Annotated in this window: 15 protein-coding genes and 1 pseudogene; 9 read left to right on the top strand and 7 right to left on the bottom strand. The window is 61.7% G+C overall.

Annotated elements, in window-relative coordinates; all coding sequences use genetic code 11:
- Positions 1-36 precede the first annotated feature (36 nt).
- Positions 37-2148 carry an alpha-amylase gene (locus BN1115_RS16410; RefSeq protein WP_042657990.1) on the top strand — a complete coding sequence of 704 codons (2112 nt, stop codon included), beginning with the start codon at positions 37-39 and terminating at the stop codon, positions 2146-2148.
- 75 nt (positions 2149-2223) lie between these two features.
- Here BN1115_RS16410 and BN1115_RS16405 read toward each other — a convergent pair whose 3' ends face one another.
- Positions 2224-2850, bottom strand: coding sequence for a glutathione S-transferase N-terminal domain-containing protein (locus BN1115_RS16405; RefSeq protein WP_042657989.1), 627 nt, complete (start codon positions 2848-2850; stop codon positions 2224-2226).
- A gap of 171 nt (positions 2851-3021) precedes the next feature.
- Between BN1115_RS16405 and BN1115_RS16400 the strand changes: the two genes are divergently transcribed.
- The 5 genes and pseudogenes from BN1115_RS16400 (at position 3022) to BN1115_RS16385 (ending at position 6808) form a co-directional block, all read left to right on the top strand.
- On the top strand, positions 3022-3666 hold the full coding sequence (locus BN1115_RS16400) for a response regulator (RefSeq protein ID WP_042657988.1): 645 nt from the start codon (positions 3022-3024) through the stop codon (positions 3664-3666).
- A 113-nt stretch (positions 3667-3779) separates the two neighbouring features.
- Positions 3780-3878: pseudogene (locus BN1115_RS22810) on the top strand (DNA-binding response regulator); the annotation flags it as partial.
- A gap of 113 nt (positions 3879-3991) precedes the next feature.
- Positions 3992-4588: a TetR/AcrR family transcriptional regulator gene (locus BN1115_RS16395; RefSeq protein WP_042657987.1), complete on the top strand. Its 597-nt coding sequence runs from the start codon at positions 3992-3994 to the stop codon at positions 4586-4588.
- 82 nt (positions 4589-4670) lie between these two features.
- Positions 4671-5549 carry an alpha/beta hydrolase gene (locus BN1115_RS16390; protein ID WP_042657986.1) on the top strand — a complete coding sequence of 293 codons (879 nt, stop codon included), beginning with the start codon at positions 4671-4673 and terminating at the stop codon, positions 5547-5549.
- Positions 5550-5662: 113 nt separating this feature from the next.
- Complete coding sequence (locus tag BN1115_RS16385) at positions 5663-6808, top strand: patatin-like phospholipase family protein (protein ID WP_042657985.1); 1146 nt, start codon at positions 5663-5665, stop codon at positions 6806-6808.
- Positions 6809-6839: 31 nt separating this feature from the next.
- Here the strand turns inward: BN1115_RS16385 and BN1115_RS16380 are convergent, their stop codons facing one another.
- Positions 6840-8792: a monovalent cation:proton antiporter family protein gene (locus BN1115_RS16380; RefSeq protein WP_042657984.1), complete on the bottom strand. Its 1953-nt coding sequence runs from the start codon at positions 8790-8792 to the stop codon at positions 6840-6842.
- A gap of 118 nt (positions 8793-8910) precedes the next feature.
- Here BN1115_RS16380 and BN1115_RS16375 point away from each other — a divergent pair, with 118 nt between their 5' ends.
- Positions 8911-9813: a GGDEF domain-containing protein gene (locus tag BN1115_RS16375; protein WP_005347848.1), complete on the top strand. Its 903-nt coding sequence runs from the start codon at positions 8911-8913 to the stop codon at positions 9811-9813.
- A gap of 83 nt (positions 9814-9896) precedes the next feature.
- On the opposite strand, the gene tilS is transcribed toward BN1115_RS16375, so the two are convergent.
- The gene (gene tilS / locus BN1115_RS16370; protein ID WP_042657983.1) at positions 9897-11261 is read right to left on the bottom strand and encodes a tRNA lysidine(34) synthetase TilS; all 1365 of its coding nucleotides are present in this window, start codon (positions 11259-11261) and stop codon (positions 9897-9899) included.
- Positions 11262-11441: 180 nt separating this feature from the next.
- Between tilS and BN1115_RS16365 the strand changes: the two genes are divergently transcribed.
- Both BN1115_RS16365 and BN1115_RS16360 read left to right on the top strand, forming a co-directional pair.
- Entirely contained in the window at positions 11442-13475 is a 2034-nt protein-coding gene (locus BN1115_RS16365; RefSeq protein ID WP_042658029.1) for a M13 family metallopeptidase, read from the top strand.
- Between the two features lie 59 nt (positions 13476-13534).
- Positions 13535-13972: a PliI family lysozyme inhibitor of I-type lysozyme gene (locus tag BN1115_RS16360; RefSeq protein WP_042657982.1), complete on the top strand. Its 438-nt coding sequence runs from the start codon at positions 13535-13537 to the stop codon at positions 13970-13972.
- 87 nt (positions 13973-14059) lie between these two features.
- Here the strand turns inward: BN1115_RS16360 and BN1115_RS16355 are convergent, their stop codons facing one another.
- The 4 genes from BN1115_RS16355 to cadB form a co-directional block, all read right to left on the bottom strand.
- Positions 14060-14530, bottom strand: a complete 471-nt coding sequence (locus tag BN1115_RS16355; protein WP_042657981.1) for a hypothetical protein — start codon at positions 14528-14530, stop codon at positions 14060-14062.
- Positions 14531-14710: 180 nt separating this feature from the next.
- Entirely contained in the window at positions 14711-15571 is an 861-nt protein-coding gene (gene pdxY, locus BN1115_RS16350) for a pyridoxal kinase PdxY (RefSeq protein WP_042657980.1), read from the bottom strand.
- 78 nt (positions 15572-15649) lie between these two features.
- Positions 15650-17782, bottom strand: coding sequence for a lysine decarboxylase CadA (locus BN1115_RS16345; protein WP_042657979.1), 2133 nt, complete (start codon positions 17780-17782; stop codon positions 15650-15652).
- Between the two features lie 77 nt (positions 17783-17859).
- Positions 17860-19194, bottom strand: a complete 1335-nt coding sequence (gene cadB / locus BN1115_RS16340) for a cadaverine/lysine antiporter (protein WP_042657978.1) — start codon at positions 19192-19194, stop codon at positions 17860-17862.
- Positions 19195-19767: the final 573 nt, after the last annotated feature.

The following is a 19767-nucleotide window of genomic DNA, read 5'->3' as shown; positions in this document are numbered from 1 at the left end:
GCCCTTGTCCGAACTGCCCTGCTCAAGGAATGGCTTATGCGTCGCGCTCCCAACTTATCCTCTCTCTGGCTTGCCCTGCTGGCCGCCCCTCTGTTCACCCCACAGGCGATGGCCGCCCCCGAGGTTCACCTCTATGTGGATGGTCAGCCGATAGCGACCCCGATCGCGCTGGACAAGGGCACGGTGGAGCTGACCCATCACCTTGCCAAGGGGAGCCACCAGATCCGCATCAGCGACGCGGGCAACAGTTGCGGTACCAGCTTCGGCCCGAGCGAGGCCAAACCGCTGCCCTTCGGCACCGCCCAGCCGATGGACAAATGCAGCAAGGAGCAGAGCTTTACCCTGCGGGTGATGCTGGCCGGGGAGTATCAGTTCACCTTCAACCCGGATACCCCCAGCCTCAAGGTGCTGCGGGCGACCAAAAAGAGCGAGTTCAAGCGCCAGCCACCACAAGAGCCCTGCATCAGCTGGGATGGCGGCCCGGTCACGGTATCCCTGCAAGGGGTCTGGCCCGACGGCACTCGGCTGCGGGATGCCTACTCGAAACAGGAGGCAGTGGTCAAACAGGGCAAGCTGACCCTGACCCCGAGCAAGGAGAGCGGCAGCCTGCTGCTGCTCGAACCGGTCAAGGCGGCCAAGCCAGCACCGTTCAGCTGGGATCAGGCGAGCGTCTATTTCCTGCTGACCGATCGCTTCCACAACGGCGACCCAGCCAACGACCACAGCTTCGGCCGCCAGAAGGATGGCCAGGACGAGGTGGCCACCTGGCACGGCGGTGACTTCAAAGGGCTGACCGAGAAACTCGACTACATCAAGAGCCTCGGCATGAACGCCATCTGGATCACCCCCATGGTGGAGCAGGTGCACGGCTTTATCGGCGGTGGCGAGCAGGGCAACTTCCCCTTCTACGCCTACCACGGCTACTGGGCGCTCGACTTCACCAAAATCGACCCCAACTACGGCGATGAGGAGAGCCTGAAGACCCTGGTGGACGAGGCCCACAAGCGCGGCATGCGCATCATCCTCGATGTGGTGATGAACCACGCCGGTTACGCCACCCTCGCCGACTTGCAGGATCTGGGGCTCACCGAACTGACCCAGAACACAGACAAGCTGCCGACCGTCTGGAACCAGTGGCACCCGAGCGGTGGCCTCAACTGGCATGGCTACAACCAGTTCATCGACTATCAATCGCCAGCGTGGAACAAGTGGTGGAGCGGTGACTGGGTGCGTGCCGGTCTGCCCGGCTACCCGCAGCCCGGCACCGACGATGTCACCGGCTCGGTGGCGGGGCTGCCGGACTTCCTCACCGAATCGACCAAACAGGTAGGGCTGCCGCCGTTGCTGGCCGCGAAAAAAGACACCCTCGCCAAGGCGCTGCCCGACGCTACCGTGAGCGACTACCTGATCGCCTGGCACACCGACTGGGTGCGCCGATTTGGCATCGACGGTTTTCGGGCCGACACCGTCAAACATCTGGAGCCCGAAGTGTGGGCCAAGCTCAAACAGGCGGGTACCACTGCGCTCAAGGAGTGGAAGACCGCCAACCCGGACAAGGCCCTCGACGCTCTGCCCTTCTACATGGTGGGCGAGGTGTGGGATCACGGGGTCGCCAAGGATTTCTGGTATCAGAACGGTTTCGATTCCCTGATCAACTTCGACTATCAGCGCGAGTTTGCCCTGCCCCAGGCCCAGTGCATGGCGGGTGCCGAGCCCACCTATGCCAGCTACGCCAGCCGCATCAATCAGGATCCCGAGTTCAACGTGCTGAGCTATATCAGCTCCCACGACACCAAGCTGTTCTTTGGCGACTATCAGGATGTGCCGCTGCAACGCAGAGTCGCCAACAGCTTTATGCTGCTGCCGGGCGGTATCCAGCTCTACTACGGCGACGAGTCCGGCCGCGGGCTGGCCAAGGATGGCGGGGTGTTCGATCAGGCATTGCGCTCGGACATGAACTGGCAGGAGCTGGCCAGCGGGGACAATGCTGAGCTGGTCAAGCACTGGCAGCAACTGGGCCAGTTCCGCGCCGCCCATCCGGCCATTGCGGCAGGCAGTCACCAGAAACTCTCGGATGCTCCCTACGCCTTCGTGCGGGAGAAGGGGGATGACAAGGTGGTGGTGGTCTTTGCCGGTCGGCAGAAGTAACTTTTGAGCCACATTCACCAGCAACAAAGAGGGGAGCCACTGGCTCCCCTCTCTCGTTTATCCATCTGTAGCGGCTCACTGTGACTGGCGCGCCGCCACTGGCCACTGCAGCCGCGCCTTGACCAACATCTCTTGCCACAGGGGCCAGGCCAGCAGCGCCTGCTGATAGGCTCCCGCCTGACCGGGCAACAGGATGCCGTAGCTGGCCAGCCGATAGGCCATCACGGCATAGAAGGCGTCGACAGTGCCCGCCTCGCCAAAGTAGAAGGGGACCCGCGCCTGCGACCAGATCTCCTGCAATCGAGCCAGCTCACCGACCGCCTCCACCGGGGGATCGATACGGGTTGGCGCCCCAAGAAAAAAGGGGAGCAGAGAGCGGATCTGCCGAAATCCGGCGTGCAGCTCGGCGCAGAGGCTGCGAGCCAGTGCCCGCTCGGCCAGCGAAACGGGATAGAGCTGACGGTCGGGACAGCGCTCGTGAACATATTCGGCGATGGCCAGCGAGTCGTGGATCCGCAGCTCGCCGTCGTCCAGCCAGGGCACCAGCCCGGCCGGCGCCGTGCGCTTGAGCCGCGCCAACGCCTTGGCATCCTCCAGATCGAACACCTGCTCCTGCCACTCCAGCCCGCTCATGGCGAGCACCAGCGACGCCCGCATCGCCCAGGTGGAACCTGTGCCTACCGTCAATACCAGGGATCCCATGGATTGCCTCCTGCGTTGGGTTGTTCATGACCATCCCGTCGGCCCCGCTGGCACGACATCCGACGGTCGCCTCACATTTGCACACCGGCGGGTTTGACCCTCTTGGTGAGCGATGCTAGTTTGATTTTTCAAAACAATCAGTTAGCAACAATGTGAGCCATTAACCGAAATATGGACAGCCAATTTACCATCGTCATCGCAGATGACCACCCCCTGTTTCGGGGCGCCCTTTACCAAGCGGTGCACATGGCCATCAACGACGCTCAATTGCTGGAGGCGGACTCCATCGACAGCCTGACCAGCCTGCTCGGCGAGCACCCCGAGGTTGACCTGTTGCTGCTCGATCTCAAGATGCCTGGGGCCAATGGCTTCGAGGGGCTGGCCCACCTGCGCGGCCAGTATCCCGACCTGCCCATCGTGGTGGTCTCCGCCTCGGAAGATGCGGCCATCATCCAGCAGGTGCTGCGGCTCGGGGCGCTCGGCTTCATTCCCAAATCGGTGCCGATGAAGGAGCTGGTCAACGCCCTCAATACGGTGATCGGGGGGAATAACTGGGTGCCGGAAGGCATCTCGCTCCATCCAGAATCGGAAGATGGCCCCGATTTCGCCAGCAAGCTAGCCAGCCTCACCCCCCAGCAGTACAAGGTGCTAATCATGCTGCGCGACGGCAGCCTCAACAAGCAGATCGCCTGGGAGCTCAATGTCTCCGAAGCCACCATCAAAGCGCATATCACCGCCATCTTCCGCAAGCTCGGGGTCAAAAACCGCACTCAGGCGGTTATCGCCCTGCAGCAGCTCGATATCAGGGAGAGCTGAGCCCTCCAATCAGGCCCATATCACCACAACCTTCCGCAAGCTTGGGGTCAAAAACCGCACTCAGGCGGTCATCGCCCTGCAGCAGCTCGATATCAGGGAGAGCTGAGCCCTCCAATCAAGCCCATATCACCACAACCTTCCGCAAGCTTGGGGTCAAGAACCGCACTCAGGCGGTTATCGCCCTGCAGCAACTCGATATCAGGGAGAGCTGAGACCCGCACGCGGCGACACATGCAAGATGAGATAGCCAGCCACACTGGCTATTTGTTGCTCGACAATTAGCACGGTCGTACTTTATGCTGCCAGCGCTAACGAGGAGAGAGTGATGAGCAAAGGGCGCCTGACCCGGGAAAACATTTTGCAGACTGCCTTTGAGCAGGCGAGCCAGCAAGGGCTGGAGAGCCTGACCATCGGCTCGCTGGCCAGCGCCTGCGAGATGTCGAAAAGCGGCCTGTTTGCCCACTTTCAATCCCGCGACAATCTGCAGATCGCCGTGCTGGAGTACGCCGCCGAGGTGTTCCGGCTGCGGGTGATCCAGCCGGTACGCCAGCAGGAGCACCAGAGCCAGCACGACAAGCTGATCGCCCTGCTGCGTGCCTGGCAGGCTTGGAACCACTGCTTTGCCGGACGCTGCATGTTTCTCGACGCCTGGACCTCGGTGCAGGATGGCCATGAGCAAAAGAGCCCCGTGCAGCAAGCCGCCCGGCAACTGGTGCGCTTCTGGCTCGACTATCTGGCCCGTCAGGTGGTACAGGGTCAGGCCGCAGGCGAGTGGCGACAGGAAATGGATCCCTGGCGCGCCGTTTACCGCCTCTATGGCCTCTATCTGGCAGATCAGGTGTTCAACGATCTCGAACTGTGTCAGGATCCGGTCCGCCACTTCTGGCCCGAAGTGGACGCTCTGCTGAGCAGCTGGCGCTGATTTTTTGGCATCCGTTCAACACTAGTTTTTAAAAACCAACAAAAAAGCACGACCGTTCGCACATAAAAACCACAGGATGACCATGAGCAGCAAGATCTACTTCAACACGCGCCGCTTCAGCCCGAGCAAATGGCTGCTGGGGATCGGCACCCGGTTGCACCACAGACTCGCCCCCAGCCATGCCAAGCGCACCGCCAGCAAGTTGCTGCTCACCCCCCAGCGAAACCAGCGGGATGGCAGCGAACCTGCCGGTCTGGTGAAGCAGGCCGTCCATACCAGCGAAGGGGCACTGATGAGCTATCGGCTCGGTCAGGGGCCACTGTGGCTGCTGATGCACGGCTGGTCAGGCAGCTCCAGCCAGTTCTATCCGCTGATGAGCCATATCGCCGCGCAGGGTTTCACCGCCATTGCCTACGATCATCCGGCCCACGGCCAGAGCGCAGGCAACACCGGCCACCTGCCCCGCTTCGTGCGCGCCTTCGACGAGCTGGCGACCAGATTGGCCAGCGAAGTGGGCCCGCTGCACGGGGTCATCGCCCACAGCATGGGGGGCGCCGTCACTCTATCCAGCCGTCAGCCGGGTATCGATGCCCTGCCGCTGCTGTTGATTTCGCCGGTGCTCGACTATGTGCCCCAGCTCTACGGCATGGTGGCGCGCTCCGGCTACTCCATCCGGTTGTTCGATGCGGTGGTCAAGGAGATTGAACAGGAGTACCAGCACCCCTTGAGCACAGTCGATCCGCTGGGCCGACTCGCCAACCGCAGCGGCGCGGCGATGATAGTACACGATGAGGAGGACAGGTTTGCCCCCCACGACGACTCCCTGCGAGCCAGCCAAGATGGTCATACCCGGCTGGTGAGCACCCGGGGTCTGGGCCACGGCCGCATCCTCGCCAGCGCCCCGGTATTTGCCGCTTTCGATCAGCTGGCGCGGCCGGAAAATCCTCACCGGGCCCTTTGACAGGGGGCCATGAAAAAAACGGGCGAGCGCCCGTTTTTATATTTGATACAGCGCCTTATAGTTAACTTGTCAGTGGGAACGCCCCTCTCGGGCCAACAATAAGGCGCCAGCATATGGCCAGACCCAATACAGCGTTGTTGCTCACCGGTGGCGGTGCTCGCGCCGCCTATCAGGTCGGCGCCCTCAAGGCGATTGCGGAGCTCTACCCGCGCAATCTCGGCATTCCTTTTCCCATCCTGTGCGGCACCTCGGCGGGGGCCATTAATGTCACCGCGCTGGCCTGCTATGCCTCCTGCTTTCATCTGGGGGTGCGCAAGCTGGAGTGGGTCTGGCGCCGTTTCGAGACTCACCACATCTTCGATTTTCACCCCGGTCGGCTGCTGTGGCGGCTGATGTACGAAGGGTCGGCGGGGCTGATCAATCCCCACACCAACCACGCTTTTCACCTGTTTGACAACGCGCCGCTACACCGCCTGCTGGATCAGCTCATCGACTATCACCGCATCGATGACAACATCCTCTACGGCAGTCTGGAGGCGCTGGCCATCACGGCATCGGATTACGATGACGGTCTCTCCACCACCTTCTTTCAGGGGCGGGCCGAGCACCATCCGTGGGAGCGGGCCAGACGGCGCGGGGTACGCACCGTGCTTACATCGGAGCATCTGCTCGCCTCCTCGGCTCTCCCCTTTGTCTTTCCGGCCACCAAGATCGGCGAGAAGTTCTACGGCGACGGCTCCATCCACCAGCTGAGCCCGCTCAGCCCCGCCATCCATCTGGGGGCGGAGCGGATCCTGCTGATCACCCTGGATCCGCCTGCGCACTCGGCACCGACCCATCACCACGGCCACCTCACCAGCTCCAATATCGCCAGCCATCTGCTCGATACCGTCTTTACCGACACCCTCAACTCCGATCTGGAGCGACTGTGGCGCATCAACCAGACCCTGGACCTCATTCCGGAGCGGGAACGCAACCGCCTCAAGCTGAAGCGGGTGGAGACCTGCGTACTGAAACCGAGTCAGGATCTCGACACCATGGCGCTGGCCTATCTGCGCAAGCTGCCACTGCAACTGCGCCGCCTGTTGCGGGTATTGGGCGTGAAGGGAGATGAGACCAGCAGTCTGGCCAGCTTTCTGATGTTCTATCCGGGTTACTGCCAGCAGCTGATCAAGCTGGGCTATCGGGATACCCTCCAGGAGCGGGAGCGGGTTGCCGCCTTTCTCGATATCGAGGGGCAGCCAACAGAGCGGGAGTAAAGGGGTGCGTGGTCGATAGGCGCGAGGGGATTCAATGCCCCTCCAGCAAACGCTGCTCCGCCTGCTCCATCGCCACCACGGTACCAAACAGGATCAGCCGGTCACCAGCCGCCAGCACCAGCTCGGGTCTGGGCTCCAGGCTTTGCTCCCCGCGCTGCACCTCCTTGATCCGCACCTCATCGAGCGGCAACTCGCGCACTTCACGGCCTACCGCCCACGCCTGATCGTGCAGCAACAGCGGATGGAGGCGTTCAAGCAGCTGATCAGCCTCCAGATTGCTGGCGCTCTGATCCCCCCAGTAGAAGCCGTGCAAGAAGCGATACTGGCTGCTGCGCTCGTGCTCCATCCGGCGGATCACTCGCCCGAGAGGGATATCGCAGTTGAGCAGCAGGTGGGAGACCAGCATCAGGGCCCCCTCCTGGGACTCGGGGATCACCTCAAACGCCCCCGCCTGCTTGTACTGCTCCAGAAAACTGTCATCCCGGGTACGCACCAGCACCTTGAGATCCCCCGCCAGTTCGCGGATCAGTGCCAGCATCGCCTCCACCCGCTTGCGATCATCGAAGGTGATGATCACCAGCCGTGCCCGCAGCAATCCGGCGGCCAGCAAAATATCGCGGCGGCTGGCATCGCCGAAGGCCACCTGCTCCCCCGCCAGCTTGGCCTCGCTCACCCGCTCCGGGTCAAGATCGAGGGCCAGAAAGGGGATCTCCTCGATCTTGAGAAAGCGGGCACAGGTCTGCCCGGCCCGGCCAAACCCGGCAATGATGACGTGCTGGTTTTTGCTCAGGCCCGACTGGGCGACCTCGGAGCGGGTCAGCAACGCCGGATCGGTGAGGCTGCGGGCCAGCGAATGGGCCTGAGTCACCAGCCAGGGGGTCATGGCGATGGAGATAATGCCGATGCCGATGAGCAGGGAGACCAGCTGCTGATCCAGCAGGCCGTGGTGCAGTGCCAGTGCCAGCAGCACGAAGCCGAACTCCCCCACCTGGCTCAGCATGATACCGGCGGCCATGCTGTCGCGCTTGCGCTCCCCCATCAGCCGCCCGGCCAGCAGCACCAGTAGGGATTTGCACAGCACCAGCAACACCACGCAGATCAGTACCTGCCACCAAGCCCGCGCCACCAGTTCCCACTCCATGGCCATGCCGATGGTGATAAAGAAGAGCCCCATCAGCACGTCGCGAAAGGGCTTGATGTCTACCTCAAGCTGATGACGGTAGTGGGACTCCCCCAGCATCATCCCCGCCAGAAACGCCCCCAGCGCCATCGACAACCCGAGTGAATGGGTCATGTAGGCAGCCAGCAGCGCCACCAGCAGGGCACTCAGCACGAACAACTCGTCGGAGCGGGCTCGCGCCACCTCGTGAAACAGCAGTGGCAGCAACCACTTACCCACCGCCAGCAGGGTGAAGAGAGCAAACAGCCCCTTGAGAGTGGCCCAAGCGATCTCGGCGGCCAGGGCGCTCCCCTGCACTTCCGGCTGGGCGAGGATCGGGATCATCACCAGCAGGGGCACCACCGCCAGATCCTGAAACAGCAGCACGCTCACCCCCAGCTGGGCGCGGCGGGTATGGAGCTGCTTCTGCTCGCCGAGCTGCTTGATCACCACCGCCGTCGAGGAGAGCGCCAACGTTCCCGCCACCACCAGCGACTGGGCCAGACCCAACCCCCACCACCAGCCGATGGCGAAAAAGAGCAGTGACGTGAGCAGCACCTGCAACATCCCGACCCCCAGCACCAACCGGCGCATCGCCAGTAGTTTCGGCAGGGAGAACTCCAACCCCAGCGAGAACATCAGAAAGACGATCCCCAGCTCGGCAATGGTCTGCATGATCGACTGACCGGTGATCACCGCCAGCCCGTGAGGGCCGAGCAAGACGCCGGCAATCAGGTAGGCGAGGATCACCGGCAAGCCGAGGCGCCGGAAAGTTGCCACCAGCAGGACGGCGGCGAACAGCAGGATCAACAGGTCGGTGTACAAATTTCCCTCTCCTTTTATCGACTTAAGCTTAGTCAGCCGATCTGGCGGGCAGGAAAGATATATTGGGCATGCCAATTGCAGGGAGGAGACAGTAGTCAGGTGTTACAGGTGGAAGACCATGGAAAATACGTCGTCACTTAATGGCTTTAGCCATGGCATCGAGCAGTGGGTTCGCCAGATGGAGCGGCTCACGCCGTTGCCCAGCGTTGAACGCAACCAGTTGCTCGAGCAGTTGTTGGGGCAGAGCGATCTCGGCGGTCTGCTGACAACTTTTGCCGATCGTGCGGCAAGAATTGTCAGGATCCACGGTCTCTACCTCGATTGTGGCCAGCCCCATGTGCTGATCCAGCACCCGCCGCTGGCCACCCTCAACCTGCACAACTATCCGTTCGAGCTGCGCGGTCAGCATGGCCAGCTGCTCGGCCAGCTCCACTACGAGCTGGAACATCCGCTGAGCGGCAGCCAGCAACGGGTACTGATGCAATACCATCAGCTGCTCTGCCTGCTGCTGCCCCTGTATCTGCGGCTGGAAAAACTGGATCAGCTGGTCCGGCTCGATCACCTGACCGGCCTTGGCAACCGCTCCTACTTTGACGAGGCTATCGGTCGCGCCATCGAGCAGCACAGCCGCGAGCCCCACGGTCTGGTGCTGGTGCTGCTGGATCTCGATCGCTTCAAGCAGATCAATGATACCTGGGGTCATCCGGTGGGGGATCTGGTGCTGAGTCGCTTCGCCCAGCTGCTCAAGGGGTGTATCCGCAGCACGGATCAAGCCTTCCGGCTCGGGGGAGATGAATTTGCCCTGCTGCTGCAACCGGCCGAACCCGAGGCGTGGCGCCCGGTCTGGCTGCGACTGCAGCATATGTTGATGACCAACAAGGAGCTCAGCACCTTCTCGGTCGGATGCAGCCTTGGCGCCGCCAGCTGGCAATCCGGGGTCGATGTGCCGAGCCTCTACGAGGCGGCCGACAGTCACCTCTACGCCCGCAAAAAAGCCGGCAAGGCCAGCCCTAACGAATAATCCCGAACTCTTCTTTGCTCCGGCACATGCGCGCCATGTGACCGGAGCTTCTTTTTTTGGGGTCCCCGCTCACACCGATCACCTCATGAAAGATCCTGCTCGGGCAGAACCGGGGCGGCACCGCTCCCCTGCCAGTGACACACCAGCCCGGCACTCTGTGCCATAAAACCGTCGCAAACAAAGAGCCCCACCACCGCCGCCACCTGCTCGCCATAGTAGAGGATGGGGATGCGCCCCCGCTGCCACGAAGGCACGCCATACTCCTGCAGCAGCTTCTTCATCCGCCGACTGCCGCTTCGCCCCACCGGTTTGAGGGGGATCCCGGGCGCCACCTGAAAACGCACCGAGAGAGGCTCATCCGCTCGGGGGGAACGCAGCAGATCCTCGCCGTGCTCCGCCATGCGCACCACCAGCTCACCCAACCCGTCCGGCAGGGTCAGCGGCTCACCCACTGTGACCGGCAACACCTGATGGCAAGGTTGCAGATCAGGGCTCACCAGATAGAGTCGCTCCTGAAAACGGCGGCAGCTCTGGCGCCCCCAGTTGAGCTGGGGATTGGCATCGCCGCGCGCCAGCGCTACCTCCTGCCAGAGCCGGGCAAGCTGCTCACGGGATGGCATCTCCCCCCCCTGACGGCGGATCCAGTAGCGCAGCAGGTTGTTGCGCCGGGTGGGTGAAAGGGCGTGCAGCGGGCCGATATGGAGCGCCTCCCCCTCCCCCTCACCCGCCAGCTGCCAGTCGCTCTCGGCCAGCTCATCCAGCAGCGCCTCCTGCTCGGCGCACAGGGCCATGCTGCGCGCAGCGGTCTGGGCCATGGCGGGCCAGCGCGCCTTGAGCTGGGGGATAAGCGTCTGGCGCAAAAAGTTGCGGTCATAACTCACGTCCTGATTGCTCTCATCCTCCACCCAGCCAAAGGGGAGGCTCGCCGCCACCTCGGCCAGCTCGGCACGACTCATATCGAGCAGCGGCCGCAGCAGCAGACCGCCAGCAAAGGGCTGGCTTGGCAGGATCCCCGCCAGGCCACGCAGACCGGCGCCGCGCTTGAGGGCCAGCAGCAGGGTCTCCAGCTGATCGTCCTGATGGTGGGCGGTGAGCAGCCACTCCCCCTCCCGCATCCTAGCTGTCAGTCGCTGGTAACGGACGGTGCGGGCCTGCGCCTCCAGACTCTCGCCATTGCCGCGGATCAGGGTCACCCGCTCGACCAGCAGCTCCACCGCCAATTGCTGACACACAGCTTCACAATGAGCGACCCACTCATCGGCATGGGGACTGAGGCCGTGGTGCACGTGCAGGGCGCGAAGCGGCAGGCTGTGCTCGCGGGCATACTGCGCCGCCAGCACCAGCAGCAGGGTGGAGTCGAGGCCGCCACTGAAGGCCACCAGCAGACCGGTGGAACCTTCCGGCGCAGGCATAGTCAGACAAAAGCGAGAATAAAGATGAGAAATCATAGGCTTCCCCAAAACGGACCGGCCGATCTTAGCAGAGTCGGGCTTATCAAGCTGCAACCCTGCTGCTAGAGTGAGGCTCGCCCGCCCTCTCCACCAGGCTGGCCGCAAGGCGGTCGCACAACCGGTTGGAGCAAGGAAGATGGGCAGGGAAGCAAACAATCCGAATTGGAATCAAACAAGATGAACAATAAGAAAAGCTTACTGGCCGGCCTGATTGGACTGGCACTGCTGGCTGGCTGCAGTCAGGCACCGCAAGACTCCCCCAAACACTCCGGGCTGGCGCTGGCCAATATGGACACCCAGGTCAAACCCGGCGATGACTTCTTCCGCTACGTCAATGGCAAGTGGCTCGCCACCGCCAAGATCCCCGACGATCGCCCCGCCGATGGCGCGTTCTACATGCTGCGGGACAAATCCCTCGCCGATGTGCGGGTGCTGGTCGAGGGGCTGGCCAAGCAGGAGGCCGCCACCGGCACGCCGACCCAGCAGATTCGCGATCTCTACGCCAGCTATCTGGGTCAGGCAGGCCGTGACGCCAAGGGGCTCACCCCGCTGGCACCGGCGCTGGCCGATATCGATCGGATCGGTGATCAGGCCGCGCTGGCCCGCGCCTTTGCCCAAAGTGGCCGCATGGGCGGCGGCGCGCCGTTTGGCATCTGGATCGACGCCGATGCCAAGTCCCCCGACCGCTATGCTGTCTACCTCTATCAGGGGGGATTGGGGCTGCCGGATCGGGACTACTACCTCAAGCAGGATCCCGACAGTCAGGCACTGCGCCAGAAGTACCAGCAGCATATCGCCGCCATGCTGAGCCGCCTCGGCGAATCTGACCCGAGCGGCAAGGCCAAACGGATTCTGGCCCTCGAAACCCGGCTCGCCACCATCCAGTGGGACAACGTGGCCCTGCGGGATCGGGAGAAGAACTACAACAAGCGCCCCGCCAGCGAACTGGCACGGCTCGCCCCCCACCTCGACTGGCAGGCCTATCTGAACGCGGCAGGCATTGCTGGCCAGCCGGAGCTCATCATCGGTCAGCCAACCTATCTGAGCGCGCTGGATCAGGTGATGGCCCAGACCCCCATCGCCGACTGGCAGGCCTACCTCAAGTGGCAACTGCTGACCGACTACGCCCCCTATCTCGACAGCGAGACCGACCGGGCCAACTTCGCCTTCTACGGCACCACCCTGAGCGGCACACCCAAGCAGCGCGCCAGCTGGGAGCGGGCGCTCGGGGTGCTGAACGATCATCTGGGTGAAGCGGTCGGCCAGCTCTATGTGGACCGCTACTTCCCGCCAGCAGCCAAAGAGCGGATGGAGCAGTTGGTGGAGAACCTGCGCACCGCCTACGGCCAGAGCATCAAGGAGCTCGACTGGATGTCGCCACAGACCAAGGCGCAGGCCCTCGAGAAGCTGGCCAAGTTCCGCCCCAAGATCGGCTATCCGGACAAGTGGAAGGATTACAGCGCCATCGCCATCAAACCGGATGATCTGGTCGGCAACCTGCAACGCTCGCAAGCCTTTGAATACGCAGACAGTCTGGCTCGCCTCGGCAAGCCGGTGGACCGGGACGAGTGGCACATGTCGCCGCAGACGGTGAACGCCTACTACAACCCGAGCAACAACGAGATCGTCTTCCCGGCGGCCATTTTGCAGCCCCCCTTCTTCGACATGACGGCGGATGATGCGGTCAACTATGGCGCCATCGGCGGGGTCATTGGCCACGAGATGGGCCACGGTTTTGATGATCAGGGGGCAAAATCTGACGGCGACGGCATGATGCGCGACTGGTGGACACCGCAGGATCTCAAGGAGTTCCGCTTCCGTACCAGCCGGCTGGTGGCCCAGTACAACCGCTTCGAGCCCATCAACGGCCAGTTCGTCAACGGCCAGTTTACCTTGGGTGAGAACATCGGCGATCTGGGCGGCCTCACCATCGCCCACAAGGCCTACGAGCTGTCGCTCGATGGCAAGGAGGCGCCGGTACTGGATGGCTTTACCGGCGAACAGCGCTTCTTCCTCGGCTGGGCGCAGGTGTGGAAGGGGATGTATCGCCCCGAGCTGATGCAGATGCTGCTGCGCTCCGACCCCCACTCGCCGCCCGAGTACCGGGTCAACGGCGTGGTGCCGAACATTCCCGCCTTCTACGAGGCATTCAACATCCAGCCGGAAGACAAGCTCTATCTGCCGCCCCAGAAACGGGTGAAGATCTGGTAACAGCATCACGGCGGGCTCCCGCGGGAGTCCGCGCTCAACAGACAGCAAGAGGTTGCAAGATGAACAGAGCATTGATGATGGCAGGGCTGCTGGCCCTGCCGCTGGCGGCACAAGCCGAAGAGGGATTTAGCAAGCAACTGACCCTCCCCTCCGGGCAGGTGATCCGGGTGGCGCAGGGGGTCGGTGAGCCCGCCTCCATCGGCAGCTATGACGTGCGACTCTATTCGGGCCAGAACGCCCAATTTCCACTGGATGAGTTTCTGGATGGCAAGGTGATGGCCCGCAACGGCTTTATCCGGGAGCTGAAGCTGGTCGATTTGAATGGCGACAAGCAGCCCGAGCTGGTGGTCATCATCGAGAGCGCCGGCAGCGGCAGCTATCAGGATGCCGATGCCTACACCGTCAGCCCGCAAGGGGAGCTGGAGATCTTCAATCAAGTCAAGGAGCTGGAGCCCAAAGAGGATGTGGTCAAGGCGCTCAGGAGCCCGCAGGATTAGCCCCCAGGCATTAGAACTGACGCAATAATCGGTGACTCAGGCCCCAGTGGGGCCTGAGCTTGCCGACAGCATCACGCCATCAGACGTTTATGGGGCGACGCTGTAACCCTTGCCCTGCATGCAACTGATATAAGCCTGTGAAGAGGTGGTCGCCGCGGGCGCAGCCACTTGTTCGGCACGTCGCTCTTTTCTCTGGTGACGGCCGCCTATCACGGCCCCCACTGCGGCCGCATCCCGGGCATTCTCCTGTCGATACTCCTGCTGCACATCGTCATCGAGCCTGTCGTAGGCATCATACTGGTTACCGCGCACCTCCGCGGCGGCAGCCCCGACGAGCCCCCCTTTCACCGCGCCAGCGAGCCGCCCGCCCTGAGGCTGCTCAGTCGCCGGAGTGGTCGTACTGGTCGCCTGATTTTGGCAGGCCATATCATCAGATTTAATTTGCTCGGCGTTTTGTCCATTAAGCGGGAGCAATGTCTGGCCGGTTGCGAAACCGGCAAAACCGGTCAGCGTCAGGATCGTTGTCACCAAGAGCAGTCGTCTATTGAAGCTGTGCATGATATCTCTCCAACCGTGGAAACATGAGTATGGCGGGTTGGCTGTCAATGCTATCTGGCCGTCACTCCCGCCTTGTCATCCTGAAGATCAACCGCTCGCGTCGGTGGCCTCTTCACGCTGACACTACTGGTCACCAGATTAGTCCCCTTCCCTGTCATAAACCCATTGCTATCTCGCAGATCAGAGACGAGTCGCCCGGATGGAGACCTGCGGCAGCGCCATCTCATGCTGGGCCGCCACCAGTTGCAGCTCGTAGGCCCCCGCCAGCCAGGTGCGGGCCAGCACGGCATCAACACTGGCGTTGGTAAGCTCGAACGCCGCTACCGGGGTGCAACCGGCCAACAGATTGGCCAGCATGGTGGCGCTCAGCAGATCCCCCACCCCGATGGGGTGGCGGGCAAAAGGGTAGAGCGGGCGGGAGAGGTGAAAGGTCCCCTCCTCGCACACCAACAGCATTTCGAAGCGGTCCATGGCAAACCCGGCCTTGCCCAAGTGTTTCACCATCACCAGCTTGGTCCCTTGCGCGCGCAGCTGCTGGCACGCCTCAATGGCCTCCGGCACATTGCGGATATCGCGGCCGGTGAGCTGTTCCAGCTCCAGCAGATTGGGGGCCAGCATATCGGCGCAGGCCAGTGCCCGGTTTTTCAGAAAATCGGCGACGCCGGGTGCCACTATGCACCCCTTGTCGGGGTGACCCATCACGGGATCACAAAAATAGAGGGCGGCCGGATTGAGCGCCTTGAGCCGGGCCACCGCCGCCAGGATCTCCTCCCCCTGTTCGGCCGAGCCGAGGTAGCCGCTCAAAATCGCATCGCACTCAGCCAGCACGCCGATCTCCGCCAGGCCGTTTACCAGCTGACGGATATGACCGCCTGGCATCACCATCCCCTGCCAGCCTTCGCGGTATTGGGTGTGGTTGGAGAACTGCACCGTGTTCATCGGCCACACCTCGATCCCAAGGCGACGCATGGGAAAAACGGCGGCGCTGTTGCCGGCACAGCCAAAGACTACGTGGGATTGAATGGAGAGCACTCGCTTCATGGTTGGCGACTCACGCAATTAAGAACAGGAATTCTGGAGGGAAAAACGGGCCTTGCGGCCCGTTGTTGTCACTGTCGATTAACGCAGCACCTTGACGGTGTAGCTGCCATCGGCCTGACGATAGAGGCCGTGGATGTCGGTCTCGAAGCCCGGGTAGTGGGCACCGATCTCGCACAGCATCTCGAGGAACTCGAGCACCGGCAGAGAATCCTTGGTCACCATTTCACCCGGCAGTACCAGCGGTACTCCCGGCGGGTACGGCAGGATCATGTTGGCGCTGATGCGATCAACCATGTCACGCAACGGCACCTCTTCCAGATTGCCAGCCAGCTCCTGCTGCCATGCAGCATGTGGCGTCATCTTCATCTCCGGCAGCACGTCGAACGCCTTGAACATCAGCTCCGGCAGACGGTATTTGCTGGTCAAGTCATGAATCCGCTGCGCCAGCTCCTGAATGCGCATCCCTTCGTAGAAGCTCGGGTCTTCACGATAAAGGCTCGGCAGGATGCTCTTGATGGTCAGGTTCAGGTCATAGCCACGCTTGAACTCGGTCAGGGCGCGCAGCAGTTGCATCGCCTTGGACTGATCGATACCGATGGAGAAGAGGAACAGCATGTTGTAGGGGCCGGTCTTCTCGACCACGATGCCGCGCTCGTCCAGGAACTTGGAGACCAGTGAAGCAGGGATACCCTTCTCCAGCAGCTTGCCATCACGACCCATACCCGGGGTCAGCAGAGTGACCTTGATGGGGTCGAGGTACATGTGGTCATCGTCGATGCCGTTGAAGCCGTGCCAGTCATCTTTCGGATCCAGCTTCCAGCACTCGACGGTGTCGATGTTGTCCGGCTGCCATACATCGAAGAACCAGCCTTCGCTCTGATCACGCAGACGCTTGATCTCTTTACGGAAGGAGACGGCGCGATCGATGGAGTCCTTGATCAGCCGCTTGCCGGTGTTGCCCCGCATCATGGCGGCGGAGATCTCGGTCGATGCCACGATGCCGTACTGCGGCGAGGTGGAGGTGTGCATCATGAAGGCTTCGTTGAAGGTCTCCTCCTCCACGTCACCCTTGATGTGGATCATCGAGGCCTGGGAGAAGGCCGCCAGCAGCTTGTGGGTGGACTGGGTTTCGTAGAACACCTTGCCCGGCATTGCTTCGCCGCTCATGCCGCACTTGCCTTCATAGATCGGGCTGAAGTTGGTGTAGGGCACCCAGGCACTGTCAAAGTGGATGTAAGGGGTATCCAGACTCTCCTTGATGAAGCCGGTGTTATAGAGCAGGCCATCATAGGTGGAGTTGGTGATCACCGCGTAACGGGGAGCCTGGGCACCCGGTGTCGCGGCAACTTTGGCAGCGATGGTCTCGCGGCTGAATTCGCTCTGCGGGATACCGCCCAGAATGCCGTAGGCGTTGCGGGTCGGACGGAAGTAGATCGGCGTCACGTCGTTCATCATCATCAGGTGTGTGAGCGACTTGTGGCAGTTGCGATCAACCAGCACGGTACTGCCCGCCGGGGCGGAGAACATGCCGACGATCTTGTTGGCGGTGGAGGTGCCGTTGGTAACGATATAGGAGCGATCGGCGTTGAAGGTACGGGCGATGTACTCTTCGGCTTCCTTGTGCGGACCGGAGTGATCCAGCAGGGAGCCCAGCTCCGGCATGGAGATGGAGACGTCAGCCTTGAACGCGTTCGGGCCGTAGAAGTCATAGAAGATGCTGCCGGCCGGGCTCATCTGGAAGGCGGTACCGCCCATGTGACCCGGAGTACAGAAGGTGTATTTACCCTCTTCCACGTACTTGAACAGTGCCTTGGTGAACGGCGGCAGGATGGCGTCCTGATACTCCTGAGTGGCCTGACCCATCTTGAGGGCGATGTCGTCAGCCATGCCGAGACGGTACTCGAAGAAGTGCACGTTCAGACGCAGGTCGGTCAGGTGAATGTCCAGGGTGGACTGGTCGTTGGCGAAGGCGAAGATCGGCAGCTTCTCGTTGCGATCGTGGATCTCCTTGCACAGGCCCAGGGAGTATTTGTCCCAGTCGAAGATGGCGCCGCAAACGCGGGGGTTCTTCTCGATCAGTTTCAGCAGGTCGGCCACGTCGACCGGATAAACAACCTCGAAACCCTTGCGCTCGAGGGAGGCTTGCAGCTGGCGAATGGGTTCTTCTTTAAAGAAAACGCCCAGGTGGTTGAGGATGGCAATGATATTCATCGTAATGCTCCACACGTAAAGGGGCGCTCTCCATCAGGGATGGTGAGTGAAGAGCGCTCGGAAGATAAAAGGGGGAATCAGTTGCTGGGCTGTTCGCTCAGCAGGGCGTCGTGCTGACGCAGACCCTGTTTTTTGGCGTAGAACATCAGGATGATGAGCGACACCACGAAGGTAGCGGTAAGGTTGGAACCCTTGGCACCCATCAGGGCCACCAGACAGAAGACACAGGCCACACCGGAGAAGATCATCGCGCCGATGCTGCGGGAGGTCATGCCCTCGAAGCGAATGAGATTAATGCTGGAGTAGAAGTAGGGCAGCATGGTCAGCAGCACCGCATCGGTCGTCAGCACGTTGAAGAGATCAGCAGCGTGAGCGGACCGGGAGGTGAAGGCTGTCAGGCCAATCATCAGGGCAGTCATCTTCAGGGAGCCGAGGATCAGACCCTTCTTGGCCACGCCGTTCTTGTCCACTTCGCCGTAGATTTTCGGGAAGTTGCCGTCGTTGGCGGCACGCTTGCCCGCCTCGCCCACCAGCATCATCCAGGAGCCCAGCGAGGTGAAACAGGCCAGCGCAGTGAAGGCAGAGACAAACGGGGCAGACCAGCTACCGAAGATGGCGGAAGAGGCCATGGCAAACGGGGCGCCGGAGGCAGCCACTTCACCTGCCGGGAACATGCCGCTGATCACCTGGGTAGAGAGGATGTAGATAACACCCGCGATACCGGTACCCAGCATGGTAGCGAGCGGTACGGTGCGCTTGGGGTTCTTCACCATGCCGGAAGAGACGGCGGCAGATTCAACACCGACGAAGGACCAGAGGCAGATCAGCACGGCGCTGATGACCGCATGCAGGTCGCTGCCGCTGGTGGTGTTCCAGTTCTGGCTGTAGACGGTGGCATCAAAATGACCCCAACCCATCACCGCAGTACCGACAACCGGCAGCAGGATCAGCACCAGACCCAGAGTACAGAGTCGGCTCACCCAGCTACCGCCCAGCAGGTTGACGAAGGTGAAGATCCAGACGGCAGCGATGGTCGCTGCGGCGGCCGGAATTGGGCTATTGAGAATGGGGAAGAACACCGAGAGGTAGGAGACGCCGGTAATGGCGATGGCCAGGTTACCGATCCAGTTGGCGTGGTAATAAAGCACACCGGTCTGGAAACCGAACACCGGAGAGATCTCACCAGCGTAAGCAATGGGCCCACCCTCTTGCGGGTTCTTGGTAGCAAGGCGGGCGAAGACGAAGGCGAGGCCCATGGCGCCTACCAGACAGATTGCCCAGCTAAAGACAGAGATGGAGCCGATGGTGGCCAGTGCCGAAGGCAGCAGCGCGATGCCACTCCCCATCATGTTGCCGGCCACCACACCTGTACAGGCGATAAGGCCAATCTTCTTGCTCGTATCTAGGGACATAAGATCTCCGGTTCTATAAAAGGTCGGGTCGTCACATACACATTTGGCGGAACGCCCCGCCAAAGAATGGGCACAGACTAGGCCTCTCATCCCCGGAAAACATAAAGACCAGCTAACGGATAAAAATATGAGCCAACTTTTTTCAGCGCCTCGTCATTTTTGCTAAAAACCATTTAAAAACAGTAAATTGACATCAGGCCACACCGTCACCTTGATAAAACCTTGATATCCGGCCGCCCCGTTTTTGCCCCTTGATAACCCCCTTATCTCGCCGTCTTGATATTTTTGGCCAGATAAACCCGGGATACAGCGGCTCCCATTGCGCCCCCTGCCCTTGCGACCATCTGAACGCCCTTTGGATCGTTACCCTGAGTGGCCGCTCACCTCCTGTTCGATCTTCCATTTCTCTCATCCCCAGCGGCTTTGAGGCACACATCAACGGCGATAATCGGTAAGTGGTGAGTGGTGAGTGGTGAGTGGTGAGTGACACCTTATCCCGCCGCCAACAATAGGCAGACGTCACAAGCAGTGCGCGAGGCAAAAGCCGGGCAAATGCGAGTGCCGCAAATACTG

The sequence above is a fragment of the Aeromonas allosaccharophila genome (assembly GCF_000819685.1).
Lineage (GTDB): Bacteria > Pseudomonadota > Gammaproteobacteria > Enterobacterales > Aeromonadaceae > Aeromonas > Aeromonas allosaccharophila.
This window is presented reverse-complemented; position numbering and strand designations above follow the sequence as displayed.

What these genes read in the sequence shown, in the direction of transcription:
- BN1115_RS16395 (WP_042657987.1), top strand. Translation starts at nt 3,992, where the DNA reads ATGAGCAAAGGGCGCCTGACCCGGGAAAACATTTTGCAGACTGCCTTT.
- BN1115_RS16365 (WP_042658029.1), top strand. Translation starts at nt 11,442, where the DNA reads ATGAACAATAAGAAAAGCTTACTGGCCGGCCTGATTGGACTGGCACTG.
- BN1115_RS16385 (WP_042657985.1), top strand. Translation starts at nt 5,663, where the DNA reads ATGGCCAGACCCAATACAGCGTTGTTGCTCACCGGTGGCGGTGCTCGC.
- BN1115_RS16345 (WP_042657979.1), bottom strand. Translation starts at nt 17,782, where the DNA reads ATGAATATCATTGCCATCCTCAACCACCTGGGCGTTTTCTTTAAAGAA.
- BN1115_RS16405 (WP_042657989.1), bottom strand. Translation starts at nt 2,850, where the DNA reads ATGGGATCCCTGGTATTGACGGTAGGCACAGGTTCCACCTGGGCGATG.
- cadB (WP_042657978.1), bottom strand. Translation starts at nt 19,194, where the DNA reads ATGTCCCTAGATACGAGCAAGAAGATTGGCCTTATCGCCTGTACAGGT.
- tilS (WP_042657983.1), bottom strand. Translation starts at nt 11,261, where the DNA reads ATGATTTCTCATCTTTATTCTCGCTTTTGTCTGACTATGCCTGCGCCG.
- pdxY (WP_042657980.1), bottom strand. Translation starts at nt 15,571, where the DNA reads ATGAAGCGAGTGCTCTCCATTCAATCCCACGTAGTCTTTGGCTGTGCC.
- BN1115_RS16410 (WP_042657990.1), top strand. Translation starts at nt 37, where the DNA reads ATGCGTCGCGCTCCCAACTTATCCTCTCTCTGGCTTGCCCTGCTGGCC.
- BN1115_RS16375 (WP_005347848.1), top strand. Translation starts at nt 8,911, where the DNA reads ATGGAAAATACGTCGTCACTTAATGGCTTTAGCCATGGCATCGAGCAG.
- BN1115_RS16355 (WP_042657981.1), bottom strand. Translation starts at nt 14,530, where the DNA reads ATGCACAGCTTCAATAGACGACTGCTCTTGGTGACAACGATCCTGACG.
- BN1115_RS16390 (WP_042657986.1), top strand. Translation starts at nt 4,671, where the DNA reads ATGAGCAGCAAGATCTACTTCAACACGCGCCGCTTCAGCCCGAGCAAA.
- BN1115_RS16360 (WP_042657982.1), top strand. Translation starts at nt 13,535, where the DNA reads ATGAACAGAGCATTGATGATGGCAGGGCTGCTGGCCCTGCCGCTGGCG.
- BN1115_RS16400 (WP_042657988.1), top strand. Translation starts at nt 3,022, where the DNA reads ATGGACAGCCAATTTACCATCGTCATCGCAGATGACCACCCCCTGTTT.